This window comes from Echinicola soli (genome assembly GCF_006575665.1).
In the GTDB taxonomy this organism is placed as follows: Bacteria; Bacteroidota; Bacteroidia; order Cytophagales; family Cyclobacteriaceae; genus Echinicola; species Echinicola soli.
Map to the genome: position 1 here is coordinate 853367 of NZ_CP041253.1, position 15333 is coordinate 868699.

Annotated in this window: 11 protein-coding genes; 3 read left to right on the top strand and 8 right to left on the bottom strand. The window is 44.0% G+C overall.

From position 1 onward, the window contains the following. Window positions 1-1478: 1478 nt before the first annotated feature. Window positions 1479-3104, bottom strand: a complete 1626-nt coding sequence (locus tag FKX85_RS03585; protein ID WP_141613429.1) for a M1 family metallopeptidase — start codon at window positions 3102-3104, stop codon at window positions 1479-1481. Between the two features lie 282 nt (window positions 3105-3386). Here FKX85_RS03585 and FKX85_RS03590 point away from each other — a divergent pair, with 282 nt between their 5' ends. The 3 genes from FKX85_RS03590 to FKX85_RS03600 are packed head-to-tail and all read left to right on the top strand — an operon-like array spanning window position 3387 to window position 7206. Continuing rightward, window positions 3387-4751 carry a porin gene (locus tag FKX85_RS03590; protein WP_141613430.1) on the top strand — a complete coding sequence of 455 codons (1365 nt, stop codon included), beginning with the start codon at window positions 3387-3389 and terminating at the stop codon, window positions 4749-4751. A gap of 11 nt (window positions 4752-4762) precedes the next feature. Beyond that, window positions 4763-6352, top strand: coding sequence for a BCCT family transporter (locus tag FKX85_RS03595; RefSeq protein ID WP_141613431.1), 1590 nt, complete (start codon window positions 4763-4765; stop codon window positions 6350-6352). Beyond that, a complete protein-coding gene (locus FKX85_RS03600) occupies window positions 6349-7206 on the top strand; it encodes a universal stress protein (protein WP_141613432.1) in 858 nt (285 codons plus the stop codon). Before FKX85_RS03595 ends, FKX85_RS03600 begins: the two co-directional genes overlap by 4 nt. Window positions 7207-8068: 862 nt before the next feature. On the opposite strand, the gene FKX85_RS03605 is transcribed toward FKX85_RS03600, so the two are convergent. The 7 genes from FKX85_RS03605 to FKX85_RS03635 all read right to left on the bottom strand — a co-directional run bounded on the left by FKX85_RS03605 (window position 8069) and on the right by FKX85_RS03635 (window position 15281). Further along, window positions 8069-8509: a UPF0158 family protein gene (locus tag FKX85_RS03605; protein WP_141613433.1), complete on the bottom strand. Its 441-nt coding sequence runs from the start codon at window positions 8507-8509 to the stop codon at window positions 8069-8071. A 259-nt stretch (window positions 8510-8768) separates the two neighbouring features. Further along, window positions 8769-9548 (bottom strand): Rossmann-like and DUF2520 domain-containing protein, encoded by a 780-nt coding sequence (locus FKX85_RS03610; protein WP_141613434.1) that lies wholly within the window; start codon window positions 9546-9548, stop codon window positions 8769-8771. A gap of 67 nt (window positions 9549-9615) precedes the next feature. Further along, window positions 9616-10962 carry an IS4 family transposase gene (locus tag FKX85_RS03615; protein ID WP_141613435.1) on the bottom strand — a complete coding sequence of 449 codons (1347 nt, stop codon included), beginning with the start codon at window positions 10960-10962 and terminating at the stop codon, window positions 9616-9618. A 292-nt stretch (window positions 10963-11254) separates the two neighbouring features. Beyond that, window positions 11255-13783, bottom strand: coding sequence for a cytochrome c biogenesis protein CcsA (gene ccsA / locus FKX85_RS03620; RefSeq protein WP_141613436.1), 2529 nt, complete (start codon window positions 13781-13783; stop codon window positions 11255-11257). Between the two features lie 41 nt (window positions 13784-13824). Then, window positions 13825-14250 (bottom strand): cytochrome c maturation protein CcmE domain-containing protein, encoded by a 426-nt coding sequence (locus FKX85_RS03625; RefSeq protein ID WP_141613437.1) that lies wholly within the window; start codon window positions 14248-14250, stop codon window positions 13825-13827. A gap of 83 nt (window positions 14251-14333) precedes the next feature. Next, on the bottom strand, window positions 14334-14576 hold the full coding sequence (locus tag FKX85_RS03630; RefSeq protein WP_210416903.1) for a CcmD family protein: 243 nt from the start codon (window positions 14574-14576) through the stop codon (window positions 14334-14336). Window positions 14577-14579: 3 nt separating this feature from the next. Beyond that, window positions 14580-15281, bottom strand: a complete 702-nt coding sequence (locus tag FKX85_RS03635; protein WP_262711619.1) for a cytochrome c biogenesis protein — start codon at window positions 15279-15281, stop codon at window positions 14580-14582. Between the last annotated feature and the right edge of the window lie 52 nt (window positions 15282-15333).

Sequence of the window (15333 nt, forward strand, 5' to 3'; positions counted from 1 at the left end):
CTTTGACAAGTGTATAGTAAAAACCCACTGCTTGTGGTTCCGCAGCACAGCTGTCGGCACAACAGTTGGCCTGCTTTTTTTTGCCACGATGGCTCGAAGTCACAAAGTAGATTTGTTGGGAAGTGTCGTGCAGTCTGCACCTTTGATTCCCCAAAAAAAAACTTAGAGCCTTGGTGACTTTGTGGCTTACCCGTATCTTACTCGTTACCAAGCTGGCCCACCTAACGGCGGGGCAGACCAATTGGCGGTGATATACCACTTAATAGAAAAGACTAACGCTCTATGCTGCCCGTACTTTGACAAGTGTATAGTAAAAACCCACTGCTTGTGGTTCCGCAGCACAGCTGTCGGCACAACAGTTGGCCTGCTTTTTTTTGCCACGATGGCTCGAAGTCACAAAGTAGATTTGTTGGGAAGTGTCGTGCAGTCTGCACCTTTGTATTCCAAAAAAAACTTAGTGGCTTGGTGACTTTGTGGCTTACCCGTATCTTATTTGTTACCAAACTAGCGCAGCTAACGGCGGGGCAGACCAATTGGCGGTGATATACCGATTAATAGAAAAGACTAACGCTCTATGCTGCCCTTACTTTGGCAAGTGTTGAGTTAAAAACCCACTGCTAGTGGTTCCGCAGCACAGCTGTCGGCACAACAGTTGGCCTGCTTTTTTTTGCCACGACGACTCGAAGTCACAAAGTGAATTGGTTGGGAAGTGTCGTGCAGTCTGCACCTTTGATTCCCCAAAAAAACTTAGTGCCTTGGTGACTTTGTGGCTTACCCATATCCTATTTGTTACCAAACTAGCGCAGCTAACGGCGGGGCAGACCAATTGGTGTTGATATACCACATAATAGAAAAGAACTAACGCTCTATGCTGCCCGTACTTTGGCAAGTGTTGAGTTAAAAAACCAACGCTAGTGGTTCCGCAGTACAGTTGTCGGAACAACAGTTGGCCTGCTTTTTTTTGCCACGATGGCTCGAAGTCACAAAGTGAATTGGTTGGGAAGTGTCGTGCAGTCTGCACCTTTGATTCCCCAAAAAAAACTTAGAGCCTTGGTGACTTTGTGGCTTACCCGTATCTTATTCCTTGGCTTTTAATACAAAATATTTATGCACTTGTAACCTCACTTCGATTAATGGAATTTTGATGAAAACGGTTATAACGTCCCCGAAAGTATCGGGACAGGCTATTGCGAGGAGCTTGCGACGCGACAATCTCGTTATCAGATACGGAATCGCTTCACTACGTTCGCGATCACGGTTTTTCCTACGTTGCGAGCCTGTCTACAGCCAAAGGCAGGCTTGTCTGGTGCCAAACAGGCCTGTTGCACCAGGCAGTCCCTTTTATAATGGATAGTGCATTGGAAAAGGCTGTGGCAGCTCCTTTACGCAAACTCCCTTCTCACGCTTCACAGTGACGATTTTTAAATCGAACGGAGATTTGTAGCAATATTTTTTGTGCTCAACTATAGGGTCACGCTCTATTCATCAAAAAGATACCAGCCATTCGGATCCACTACGATCTTCTCATCACTCTTAATTCTCACAGCATCCCGTGACAACTCCACCACCTCAATACCATCAGAGGTTTTGATTTCCACGGGCAGGCTAAAATCAATATTGCTCAAGCGCACATCATAGCGCCTTTTCCGCTTGCGCTTCACCTTTAGCTTGGGCAGCTTGGTAGAGTAAAGGTACATGTCAAAAAAACCTTCGAGGTCTTTTCCTGAATATTCCTCTATGAAATCCACAAAGTCTTTAGTATCGACCTGATGTGCGTAAGTAAAGCTATCTTCTTGCAAAAATGCCTTTAGCATAGGAAAGAACACCTCATCTCCCAGCACAAACCTAAGCGAATGCAACACAAAGGCTCCTTTTGTGTAAATATCCGGGTGATAGGCCTCAGCACTGCTAATGTCCCCTCTTTTTACCAGCGGCTGATCATTTTTGATCTGTGTTCTCGTATCTGCAGCTTTCTCCAAATAAGCGTTCTGTCCTCCATGTTCTTGGTAAAACAGCATATCACCATAAGAGCATATCCCTTCATGGATCCAAAAGTCCTTCCAGTCTGCCACCGACACTTTATTTCCCCACCATTCATGTCCAAGCTCATGGTGCAAGAGCCAATCAAAGGCCGTAGTACCCACTTGAGTATATTGGAAGTTATTGCCGTAGGCATTGATCGTCTGGTGTTCCATTCCTAAATACGGTGTCTCCACCACCGCGATCTTATCCTTTGCAAATGGATAAGGGCCAAAAAACTTTTCCTGCGTCTCCACACTCGTTTTCAGTACATCCAATAGCCCCGGTGCTTTTTCCTTGTGCTCACTCAGCACATAAGCATGCATCGGAATTTTACTACCATCTACCGAGGTATACCACTCGGCCCCTTCAAAAAAACGCCCCATGGTAAAATTGATATTATAGTTGCTAATCGGATAGGAGGTCGCCCATTGGAAATAATTATATCCGGAACTGGTGGCCTGATTTAATAATCGTCCATTAGCCGCTACGAAGTACGGAAAGGGCACTTTAATATAGAGATCCACGCCATTGCTAGCCTTACTGGATGGATGGTCCAAGCAGGGCATGAAAACCTTAGCTCCTTCATGCTGACAGGAAAGTCCTACCCAATGATTTCCTTCATTGTCCTCTGACCAAGTGAAGCCGCCGGACCATGGGGGATTTTCCGCGACGGGCGGTCTTCCCCTGTAAAAAATCTTGACGCGCCGGGAGACTGTATCTGGATAAATGTCCAATATATCACCACGATGGTCAAAATCCAGTGAATGGCCGTAGCTTTCCACCCTGGTTACTTCATAATTGGAAATCAAGTCTAGCCTAAGTGTGTCCAGGGATCCCAAAGGATTGTAAGTCATTTCCATCACGGCATTGATACCTTGGATGCGAGGAAGAATCTCCAGGTCCAGCGAATAATGTACCACCTGAAATTGCTCTTGGAGCGGATCCATTTGCCCTCCCCACATCCAGCCTGCATCCTTCTGTGCAAACACATCATTTGCCAAAAGCAAAAAAATGCCCATACTGGTCAAAAAGTAATTTACATACTTTCTCAACCTATTGATTCCGAATAACTCTCTTTTCATTGTCGCAGAAGTCGCCTTAAAGTAAAACTTAAAAGTAGAACGTTATTTACACATTACAAAACGGTTTGGCCATGGCCAAGAGTACCAATAACAAGCATCTTTTCATCACTTTCTCTAATATATTACTTTTAAGGATTTATTTTGAAGGAAAAGCAATAATTAAACCGACATTAATACAATTTTCATTGGGATTACTCCCTATATACCTTATATTTATTGTGGTTGCTGAGCGCAAAATTGCTTTTCAGCTCCTTTTTTTAAATTGGCAAAACTTAATATAGCATGTCATTTTGGAAATCATTTCTATTCTTTCTGCTCACCTTCTGCACATGGTTGTCTTTGGTCTATCCTCAGCTTGGCTATACTGCACCATTCCGACAGGACACAACCATTGAAAACCAATCTCGCTTTGGACTTTTCAAGAAAGATCACGGCAAGCACAAGGCCACTATAGAAAATACCGTGGAATCCCACAAAGAAATGAACCGCGACACATCATGGCTAAAAGTTGGTGGCGCGCTCCGCTTAAACACGATCTATGCGATCTACGAAGGACAAACATTCCCTTTGGGCACCAATTCCAGAAATGAATGGACCTGGGATACCTGGAGGATCAATGTCGACTCTTACTCAGACGGCCTCCAATTTGCCTTTGAGTATCGCTTCTATCCCACATTCAATACCCATTTTGTCAAATACGGCTGGATTGGCTACCGTTTTTCAAAAAAATATAACCTCCAATTAGGCATTACCCAAGTTCCTTTTGGCCTACTGACGTATGCCTCGCATAGTTGGTGGTTTCAGGTTCCCTATTACTTGGGACTGGAAGATGACCATCAGATAGGACTTAACCTGACACATAACCGGGACAACTGGACCTTTAACCTTGCCTATTTCCCCTTATCCGAGCCCAGAGGCACCAATGATCCTGCTTTTGGGGAATATTCTACTGCGCGCTATTCTTACGATGTGGTTCCCATTGAGGGGAATAGTAATATCGAACGCAACCAGCTAAACCTTCGGGCCAATTATCACTTGGACGACTGGAAAATTGGCGGTTCCTTTCAAGTAATGGAGATCTACAATCAGCAAACCACCAATCGCGGCAACCAGCTTGCTGCTGCCCTTCACGCCGAATGGACCAAGGTACCGTGGAACTTTAAAACTGAAGTTATCTATTACGGTTATAATGATGTAAGGGATGATGACGGCAGGTTGCTGAACAGTGTCCAGATGGGCGCTTATGGGTTTGGAACCTATGACGTGGCAAGCGAAGCAATCGTCTATGTCATAGGATTGGCGCATGATTTCCCTGTAAGCTGGGGGCCTATTTCCAATGTCCAAGTGTACAATGACTATAGTTTAATCCAGAAATTTGGAGAAATGTCAATCAATGGTGTTTTAACACCCTTTCAGAAAACACAACAAAATGTCCTGGGTGCCCTGATTACTGCCGGCAAAATCTACACCTACGTTGACGCAGCCATGGGCTATAATCACTCTTGGATCAGTGATGCATTTGGAGGCAACTCAATGGGCCCCGGCAGAGGAGTAAATTACAAAGCTCCCGTATCGGACAACAATCCCATTGATCCGAATCCGGGCTGGAATACACGAATTAACATTAATATAGGGTACTATTTCTAAACACCTTTTCTATGCTAAAAAAATATTTTGATGTACACGCACCAGTTTTCTGGCCAGCATCCATACTGATCATTATCTTTATTACCGTGACATTGATCGTGGGGGAGCCAATGGAAAAAGCCTTTGATGCGATAAAGTTCTTTATCACGGACAAGACGGGGTGGCTTTTTATCATAGCCATCAATATTTTTATTGTATTCTGTTTCTACCTGGCCTTTAGTAAATACGGCAACATCAGACTGGGCGGCAAAGACGCCGAAACGGAATTTTCGACCTCCGCATGGTTTGCCATGCTCTTCAGTGCGGGGATGGGAATCGGCCTTCTATTCTGGGGAGTGGCCGAGCCAGTTTCCCATTACGCAAAACCTCCTTATGGAGAACCCTTTAGCATCGCCTCTGCCCAACGCGGCATGAACCTTACCTTTCTGCACTGGGGATTCCATGCATGGGCCATCTATGCGGTAGTAGCCCTTTCATTGGCATTTTTCACCTTTAACAGAAAACTCCCGCTCACCATCCGCTCGATCTTCTATCCCATTTTGGGCGACCGCATCTATGGTTGGATTGGCGATGTCATTGACATCATGGCGGTACTGGCTACTTTATTTGGCCTGGCCACCTCCTTGGGATTTGGGGTGAGACAGATTAATGGCGGACTAAATTATCTTTTCGGATTGGACATTTCAGTGAACGTTCAGGTCTTGCTGATCTGTGGCATCACCCTCATGGCTACGATCTCGGTATTTTCTGGACTGGACAAAGGCGTTCGCTTCCTTAGTGAATGGAACGTCCGAATTGCCGCTGCCCTTTTGATTTTTGTATTAATAGCTGGACCTACAGTGTATATTTTGAGGGGATTTGTCCAGAATCTTGGAAATTACCTTAACCAATTTATCGCTGTATCCACCTGGACGGAAGCATATCGTGCCAATGAATGGCAAGGAACCTGGACCATATTTTACTGGGCATGGTGGGTTTCTTGGTCACCTTTTGTAGGAATGTTTATCGCTCGTATCTCAAAGGGAAGGACTATTAGAGAGTTTATTTTAGGGGTACTTTTAGTACCGGCCTTACTGACATTCTTCTGGCTTACCGCTATGGGGGGAAGTGCCATCTTTATGGACATGCAAAACGAAACCCACGAATTTGCGAGCGCCATCATCAAGGATGAATCGACAGCCTTATTTGTTTTTCTTCATGAGTTTCCGCTCAGTACCCTTGGCTCAGGTATCGGGGTGTTATTGGTCATGAGCTTCTTTGTCACTTCTTCTGACTCTGGATCACTGGTTATCGATAGCATTACAGCAGGAGGAAAACTGGATGCTCCCGTAGGACAGCGGATCTTTTGGGCACTTACAGAAGGTGCCGTGGCAGCTGTTTTGCTGATTGGCGGCGGTCTGACAGCGCTCCAGACGGCTACTATCACCACAGGTTTGCCGTTTTTGATCATCCTACTAATCATGTGCTATAGCCTCTTTAAAGGGCTTCAGAAAGAACACGCGCGAAAAGAAACCCTAAAACAGGACATCAACCGGAAAAACTATGAAAAAAACCTCACTGAAATCATCAAAAAGAACCTCCCTAAAGACACGCCAAAATGAAAAACCTAAATAACATAGCGCTCTGCGTCGACCTGACTGATATGGACAACCTGCTATTGAGCTATATCAAAAAACTGGATGATGCCTTTGATTTTAAAAGCCTTACCGTCCTCCACCTTATTGAACTGGAGGAGCTCCCCGACAATATCCAATCTCTCCTTCCCAATCTGGGGAAAAGTATCATTCAGATGATCGAATCTGAGATCCAAGAAAAGGTGGACAGTGTTTTTGATAGCAACAGCAACATTAAAATCCATATACACAGTGGTGGCAATGTGGAAGATTTTGCAAATTATATTGATTCCCAAAAATTCGATTTACTGCTGATGGGCAAAAAAAGCAGTCACTTCGGCGCGGGCATCCTAAGCGGCAGGCTGGCCCGATTGACCTCCTGTGACACATTATTTTTGCCAGAAATCGCTGTGCCCACTTTTGACAATATTTCCTTGGCATTGGATTTCAGTTCCTATTCTGAAAAACTTCTGCAGATAGGCACCAACCTATCTAAAAAAGTCAACGGTGAACTTCACCCTATCCATGTGATCAAGATCGGAATGCAGTATTTTCCCTATATCAAAAACTACCAAAAGATCAGTGAGGAGCTGGAAAAAGAAGCCTTAAAATCCTACAAAAAACTGCAAAAGCAGTATGGACTGTCCAGCCCCTTGACCATTATCAAAGACAATGAACAACACATTAGCCGACTGATCTATAACAATGCCGTCCTTACTTCGGCAAATTTGATCCTCGTGGGAAACAAAGGGAAAAAGGATGAGGGCGACCTCCTGATCGGCAGTGTGGCAGAGCAACTGATCGCCTATGACAAAAATCTCCCGGTATGGATCGTTAAATAACCCTTTTGAATAAGGATCAAGCCATATTTCTGGGGGCGGGGCAAGGTTTCCATTCATTTGGTATGTCGCCACGAAATCGCCAAGACACGAAGTGTTTTGTAGGAGGATTCCAAATTTCATGGAAAACAAACAGCTTTGGGGCTTAGAATCTCGTTGGCTTACTATTAAAATAGTGAAGGGGCCGGAAAGCCGACTAGCTGAATTTACCCCTATCGTGTCCTATGTTCCTATGAACCTCAGTTAGACCATGAATTCGATGTCAATCCGTTGCGAACTTGTCTGGTAACGGTAGCAGGAACGGGTTCACTCCAAATGCCCCGTAGGCACATTACCAAAAGGTGCGTGCACAGCTGATGTACCTACGGCACATATTAGGTTCACCGTATCTTGTTCGTTACCAAGCTAGCCAACCTAACGGCGGGGCAGACCAATTGGCGTTGATATACCACTTAATAGAAAAGACCTAACGCTCTATGCTGCCCGTACTTTGACAAGTGTTGAGTTAAAAACTCACTGCTCATAGTTCCGCAACACAACTGTCAGAACAACAGGTAAAAAGCAGCCTTATACCTTGGCTTTTAAACACAGAATCTTTGTGGCAAAAAAAGAAATCTTATTAAAGATAAAGGAGTTCATGCCCCAGCTTTTCCGCTTGCCCCTTGAATAAGAAGTTTGAGTGGTAAATCCATCTAAATGTAATTTCTGAAAAGCTAAAAAAAGAGGCTGTCTCATAAGTTACCATCATTACTTCATTCCATGAATATCGAATGAAGTAATCCTTTCCTACGTACAATGAATACACATCGAGATCACTTCGCCTGGCTCGTGATGACGTAGCTTCTTATTATGAGACAGCCTATTATTAATCTTCCAGGGTGTTATAGCTATCCACTTGCTCCATCACCCAGTCTTTATATTTCTGAAGGCGATAATCAAGCCACTTCTGCTTATAGGTGTTTGATTCCTCGATTAGAAAGGTAAATCTCTCCATGGCCTTACTTTTGGTGAGTGCGTCATAAAGGTCTTCCTGAAAGGACTTGCTCTCCACAAACCGTTCAGCAAATTGATCCATTAAGAGCGATTCCTGGGCAGGTTCCATCTTCACGAATTCTGCATAGTTCATCGGCTCTGCATCAATTTCATCCAGCAGATCCTCTTCTTCAGGAGTCAGGTTCTCATTGAAGTTTTCCTCCTCGTCGGGAAGGTGATGAATGATTTTTTTGTCCTCCTGATAATAGCAAACCTTGCCCTTTAATAAATAATTGGCAATGGCGGCAATTTCTTTTTCTGTTAGTTTAAGCATTGGTTTATGTATGTGAAACTAAAATTACTAGAAAAATAATTAATGGTCCATAAAAATCAAATAAGTGCTAGACTCAATTGAAAATATATTTTAACGTGAAGGCTAAATCAAAAACCTGAAAACCCTAAATTCTCGCCTAAATATTGATTTACACCTACATAAAATCACCAATAAACTGGCCTCATGTAAGTAAAAACCCCAATAATTCATACCTTTTTAAGGGGGAATTTATCCGATGTCAACAAAGCAAACCAACAGATCAATTGGCATCGATTATATCCTGTGAAACAATCTTGTAGATTTCGGCTACCTGATCATTATAATTTAGAAATTGGTAGTGGAGATCCAAGACATTTAAATCACCTCGAACGGCAGGTCCCGTTTGGGCAGCTTTTGCTCCCATTTCCAGGGTCTTGCTGATTTGCTCGATGATGAGCGGCTGCAACATCCCAAAGTCCAATCCCTGCCGCCGCATGACTTCTTCTGCTATTCTGATCATATGATTGGTAAAGTTGCTTGCAAACACTGCAGCTATATGCAGTGCCTTTCGATCTTTGGACTTCACAACATAGCAATTGGGCGAAAGGCTTTTAGCGAGCTTTTTGAGGCATTGAAGGGTCTCTTGGTCATCAGATTCCAAGAGAAAAGGAACCTCATCTATGTCTATTGGACGTGACTTGCTAAAACTCTGCAAAGGATAAAATATCCCTGTATAGCTGGCCGAACTATAATTTAGTGTATCCAATGGCATACTTCCTGAAGTGTGTACGAGAATGCTGTCTTCCGGTAAAATAATTCCATCTGCTATCTGGCCGATGGCCGTATCACTGACAGCAATAATGTACACCTGAGCTTTGCTTTCAGAAAAATCAAGGTCGGTTTTGACTTCAGCAGTATAAAGCTGATTCACGATTTTTTCGGCCCGGTGAGTATCTCTGCTATAGATTTCGGTGATGGTATGTCCTGCATTTTCCAATGCCGGTGCCAAATGCCAAGCGACATTCCCTGTGCCAATCACTGCTATATTGTACTTTCCCATACGGTTAAGCTTTAGTTCAGTTGGCTTCTAAATTACAGTTTTAACCCGAATTATCAATGTCGTTTAGTTAAGGTTTATAAGTTATAAAATTGCTGGGTCTAGCGCTATACCTTTTTATTCTTGGAACTGACCTGTTGGGCCGCACTATTTCAAGCTGAAGCAATAGTTTGAAAGCGTAATCGGATATTTTTCCGATGATTTTGTCGATCCCTTTGTTCAGTTGATCAAGTATAGGTTTGGTTTTACGATAAGCCTGGGTTCTGTTGATCTGATAAGTATTTTTCCGTTTTTTGTTACAGTAGTCAACCCCTTTTTTGGTAAGTGTTTTACTGAGGATGTTGCTCAAGTTGGCCCTGAGAATGATGCTGTTAAAATCTTGGAGAACGGCCCTGGCCGTCTTTCCGCTCAGGTTTTCAAGTTCCGCCCTGGTTTTCAGTAGTTTGAACGACTCTTCAACAGGCCATCTTTTCCTATAAAGCTCACGGATTTCCTTGACAGGGTACTTTTTATGGTCAACCAGGTTGGTTACCAATATATGGTCTTCTCCTGATTCAATCGGTACCCGTACCAGTCTTAATTTGAGTGCCTCAGTAGAAATATTCCTTTCCTTACACCTGTATATGGCCTCTTTGGAAGGGGAGACCTCTATTAACTGCTGTTTTTGGGTAGATGCTAAAAATGCCTTTGCCTGTTTCCACCTGTTTGCCTTTACCCTGATGACAAAAGATTTTTGTTGCTGAACCAATGAGGGCATGAGCCAAAAGGCCGCATAGGCCCGATCCATTATAAGCAGGTCTCCCTGCCCCAGACAGGGAAGGTGACTTTCACAGAGAGAAAGTTCACTTGTCCTGTAATGCTTGATTTTGGCATCTATGCTGATTTGATTGAGTACATCGTAGGCTTGGGAAACACGGGCCAGGACTACTTTTCTGCCGTTTTCAGTCCGGGTTTCGAACTGGCCAAAACCTTTTGCCAGTTCTTTACTGTAAGGAAGCTGCAGAGTACTGCCGTCAATACCTATAAGCCGAAAACCTTTCCATCTACGGACATGGCTGGCTTTATTATAATAAAAAGAACATTGTTTTCCATTCAGCCAGGTAAACACCTTGGGGTTTAGTTTGGATCGCTGCTGACTGAAAGCTCCTTTGGAACAGCTGACCAATTTATCCGAAAAAAAATCATCCAGCTCTTGCTGAACACTGGATTTACCTAAACCTAACATAAAGTAGATAAGATCAGTAAACCCCAAACACCGCTGGCGAACAAATGCTTTGTTAGTCGTACGGAACCTGTCTCGTGTCAATCCATTTTCTATATTGTTTTTTAATAGTTTTAAAAAGTCCTCCGAAAAGGAAAAGGACTTTCTCGTTGTCAGATTTCTTTCAAAAAAACTACGCTCCCTTTGCTTACCCAAAAATTAAAAAAAATCCTTAACTAAACGACATTGCCCGAATTATGCATTAGGAATCGTTAAGAGACTTGAAACTGCAAGAAAAGCAGGCTATTTGGAGATTGAGGCATCGCCATGGCATAATCGAAAACAGCAGCGTAGCAGCTGATTTTGAAGCAGTTTCAGGTCGTAATAACCTGTGCGCTCCCGAAATAGTCCGGGACAGGCTGTGGCATAGATAGGCCCATGCCTATTCGGGTTTAACACAAATCATAAAAAAGCCCGCTCCTGAATTAGGAAGCGGGCAGCATTTTATTTACTCGAGACCTTTATCACGCATCTTTATAAATTCATCATAGCGCCTGTAAATTGCCACTGCAAATCCCATCAGCAGGATGATTGTGCCCACCCAAAGCACATTGATATACGGCTTTACCAATGCTTTCATCACCACATAATCCTTCTGATAGCTATTCACGGTAAAGATGAACTGGTTGCTTTCGGGGCTGATATTGTCCACTTGGACTTTGATGCCTAAATCATGGTTGGTCACAGGTATTCTTCCTACCTGATTTCCCCGGATGAGGAAAATGGGCTCGAGACGGATTTGTTTGTCATGATCCTGAATGACCAAGTTTGCTTTTACGGCGACATCACCCTCTTTGAGTTCCACTCCTTCTACACTTTCCACGACTTCTCCTCCTTCAAAAGTAGTCACATAATCACCAAGGTGAAACTGCTCTCCCGGAGTGGCTTTGTACTCCTTGTCCTCACCCCATTCAGGGTCTTCATAATTGTTGATCGCGGAGATGTGTGTATAGAGGTCCTTGTTCAGGTAATGCTTAGAGTCGGGTGAGGAGATCAGCCCCATCGTCGGATTGGGCTGTGACATGGGAAATAGGGTAAATTGCAGCTGCTGATCTTGATAATATTCGATTTCGAAATAACTGTTTTCCTCCAGTACAATATCCACTTCATCACCTTTCTTGTGATAGGTTTCTCCATCCACCACGATATCCTCCAGGGCAATGGCTTTGTTTTGTTGGCCTGTCATTTCGAGCTTGCCTACACTGACATAGCCGGGCACGCCTTCCAGTTTCTTGTTCCTTCCACGATAAACCACTTCATAATCTTTCATCTGTAGTGGCTGGTTGATCCAGAGCAGGACATTTTCTTTGTTCAGCTCATCCTCCCAATCCCGCTTGTAGGTGAGTCCGGACATGTTAATGCTGACTGTATCTGAATAGCCTGAAGAAAACATCACTCCAATGAGCATCAAGCCAATTCCAATGTGAGCCAGCGATCCACCAGCCAGTTTAAAGGTGGATTTTCGGAGAATTTTGATGAGTATAGTGGCATTGGCCACCACCGTGAATGTACCTGCCATGACGATGATCATGTAGGTGATGTTCCATACTTGGGCCAAGCTGATGATAAGAGCCGCCAAGAGCAATGAAATAATATATGGAGTCACCAAGGCACTTTTAAGGGCTGCCTTGTCCATTTTTTTCCACCAGAAGAACTGCCCCACTGCTGTGAGCAAGGCAACCACTACGCCAAACCAAAGTTGGAATTTGGTATAAAATCCGACTTGATCTGCCGGCGGTGCCATGTTGGAGATTCCTCCAAAGGCCTCGATGATGGCATTATAGACCGGAATAGAAGTCGGCAGGATAACCTGAAAAGCCATCAATCCCAAGGTCGTGGCACCGATAAAGATCCAAAACTCCCGAGAGTAAACCGAGGCTTCCCGCTCGGAACTTGGAATATCCTTCCACGCCCTGGCAGAAAAGAAGATCGCCACAAACAGGAAAAAGAAAAGATAAATCAGCAATTGGCCTGAAAGGCCTAAATCCGTAAAGGAGTGTACCGAAGTATCCCCCAGCACCCCACTTCTAACCAAGAATGTGGCATAGAGTACTAATATAAACTGAGTAATCACCAACACAATGGAGGTCTTCAGGGCAGTACTGCTTTTCTTAAAGGTGATCATGGTATGGATGGAAGCCACAATGATCAGCCAAGGTACATAAGAAGCATTTTCCACCGGATCCCAGTTCCAATAGCCTCCAAAGTTCAGCGTAACATAGGCCCAATATGCGCCCATGATGATGCCCATGCCCAGAATCAAAGCAGAAAATATGGTCCATGGAAGTGCTGGCCTGATCCATTCCTTATAGCGTCCAGTCCACAATCCTGCCATCAGGTAAGCAAACGGCACAAGTGTAGAAGCATAACCCAAGAAGAGTGTCGGCGGATGGATCACCATCCATATGTTCTGCAATAGCGGGTTAAGACCTGTACCATCTTCCGGCACGAAGTCAGGATTCATTTGGAAAATGGGCGCATTGGCTACATCCCTCAATAATATGAAAGGGGAACTACCAATCTTCAAATCACCAATCACCACCCCTAGGATCATGGACACCAGGAATGCCTGCACCAGTGAAAACACAACCATAACAGGCCCTTCCCAGGACTTATTGGTATGGATCAGAAACAGGCCCAACAGGACATCCCAAAATATCCAAAGGATAAAACTTCCTTCCTGACCTTCCCAGAAACTGGAAATCATGTAGTGTACAGGAAGTGCTTCGGAAGAGTGGGAATAAGCGTAGAAATATTCGAAACGGTGATTGTAAATAATGTTAAAAAGGATCACGCCGATGGACACGGCGGATACCGCATGGATATAAAAGAAAACCCTGCTGAATTTTCTCCAAGAGGCTTTTTCCGTTTCGGGAACTATCGTGTATTGATAATAAGACCAAGCGGTGATGATCGCACTAACAAAAGCCAAGATCACCATGAAATGGCCCAGGTTACCAATAAAGGTATTAATCATAATTTTTTACAGAAATCAGGTTGAGCAATGGGACAGGTCATTTATTTTTTGGAAGCGGTAACATCTCTAAATTCATTGTCCTGGTATTTTGAGGGGCATTTCATCAGGATCTTGTCAGCTACAAACATCTGATCGGTCTTATAAGCACCGATGACTACCACTTGTTCTGATCTGGTAAAATCAGCAGGGACTGGCTCGTTATAATACACTTGCTGCTCGGTACCGTCATTATCGACCATGGTGAAGGTAAAGGAGGTTTTGTCCTGGCTGACTTCCAGTCCAGTTACCGTGCCTCGACTGTCTTTTTTCAAATGACCGACCACATGGATAGGGTCTTCGTCACCATTGCTGGCCATGTCCTTTGCGGTGGAGAAGCTTTCGTAAGAGCTGGCGTCACCTATGGAAGAAATAATGATGACGATCGCCACTGCGATAATCCCAAGACCGATGATATGTCCTTTTTTCATGAGTTGTTTACGTTTATCAGCCGATGATATTCTGCTGATGGATGTACTTAGAAACCTTACGCAAATCGCAATCGTAGGTTTGCTCAGTTTCTAAATTCTTTTTCAAGTCGGGACAGTTTTTTGTCTGTACCTACAAGGTAGACCAAAATCCCACCCATTACAATTCCAATTACCCCTACTAACACGTAGATCTTTCCATTGGACCGCATTTCGTCGGCCATGTCTACACTATAGTTTTCGTAATCTTCAGTATTGATTTCTTTTTTTTCCTGCGCCATCACCTGAAGGCTGATAAACAACAGAAAAACCACTAGCCACTTTTGCATTTGCTATTGATTAATAAGTTTGTCTTCTAATATTCTTTCCAGTCGTTTGGCCCTGATGCGCAGGCTTGCCAGCCACACCCCCAGTAAAGTCCAAGCGATAATGGCCGGATAAAAGACCATTCGGAGGTTACTGTCAAGGTCATAAGCATTAAAGCCTGGATTGCCACCATTTCCTGGGTGAAGGCTGTCTGTAAGCCGCGGCAAAACAAAAATCAACGGAATAAATGCGGCAAAAGCAAAAATATTATAAACAGCACCGATCCTGGCACGCTGATGGACATCCACCAGTGAGTTTCTCAGGATGAGGTAGGCAAAGTAAATGAGCAAACCAATCGCCGCTGCATTCTGCTTGGGATCCCCACTCCAATAATCTCCCCAGGTAAACTTGGCCCACAGCATCCCCGTCACAATCCCCAACACGCCGAATAGGATGGCAGCATTGGTAAATTCAATGGCAATGTCATCATCTTGTAGATTTCCCGACCTTAAGTATTTCACGCTATAAATGACCGCCACGACCAGCATAATGATCATACCAAACCACATGGTCACATGGAAGTGCAGGGCTCGAATGGTTTCGTTGAGAATGGGTAATCTAGGTGCTTCGAAGAGAAGGCCGGCGATGATCGTGTATGCTAATAGAATGACCGCCAATACTTTCCACCAATTTGCTCGCATGGTAATTACTTTGCTATTGTGGTGCAAAAGTAAGGGATAACTTCTTCATTTTCGACCTTTTCACCAAAAAGTTGACCAG

Bases quoted from the DNA above. Each gene is read 5' to 3' on its own strand.
- FKX85_RS03585 (WP_141613429.1), bottom strand. From the start codon at position 3,104: ATGAAAAGAGAGTTATTCGGAATCAATAGGTTGAGAAAGTATGTAAAT.
- FKX85_RS03590 (WP_141613430.1), top strand. From the start codon at position 3,387: ATGTCATTTTGGAAATCATTTCTATTCTTTCTGCTCACCTTCTGCACA.
- FKX85_RS03595 (WP_141613431.1), top strand. From the start codon at position 4,763: ATGCTAAAAAAATATTTTGATGTACACGCACCAGTTTTCTGGCCAGCA.
- FKX85_RS03600 (WP_141613432.1), top strand. From the start codon at position 6,349: ATGAAAAACCTAAATAACATAGCGCTCTGCGTCGACCTGACTGATATG.
- FKX85_RS03605 (WP_141613433.1), bottom strand. From the start codon at position 8,509: ATGCTTAAACTAACAGAAAAAGAAATTGCCGCCATTGCCAATTATTTA.
- FKX85_RS03610 (WP_141613434.1), bottom strand. From the start codon at position 9,548: ATGGGAAAGTACAATATAGCAGTGATTGGCACAGGGAATGTCGCTTGG.
- ccsA (WP_141613436.1), bottom strand. From the start codon at position 13,783: ATGATTAATACCTTTATTGGTAACCTGGGCCATTTCATGGTGATCTTG.
- FKX85_RS03625 (WP_141613437.1), bottom strand. From the start codon at position 14,250: ATGAAAAAAGGACATATCATCGGTCTTGGGATTATCGCAGTGGCGATC.
- FKX85_RS03630 (WP_210416903.1), bottom strand. From the start codon at position 14,576: ATGCAAAAGTGGCTAGTGGTTTTTCTGTTGTTTATCAGCCTTCAGGTG.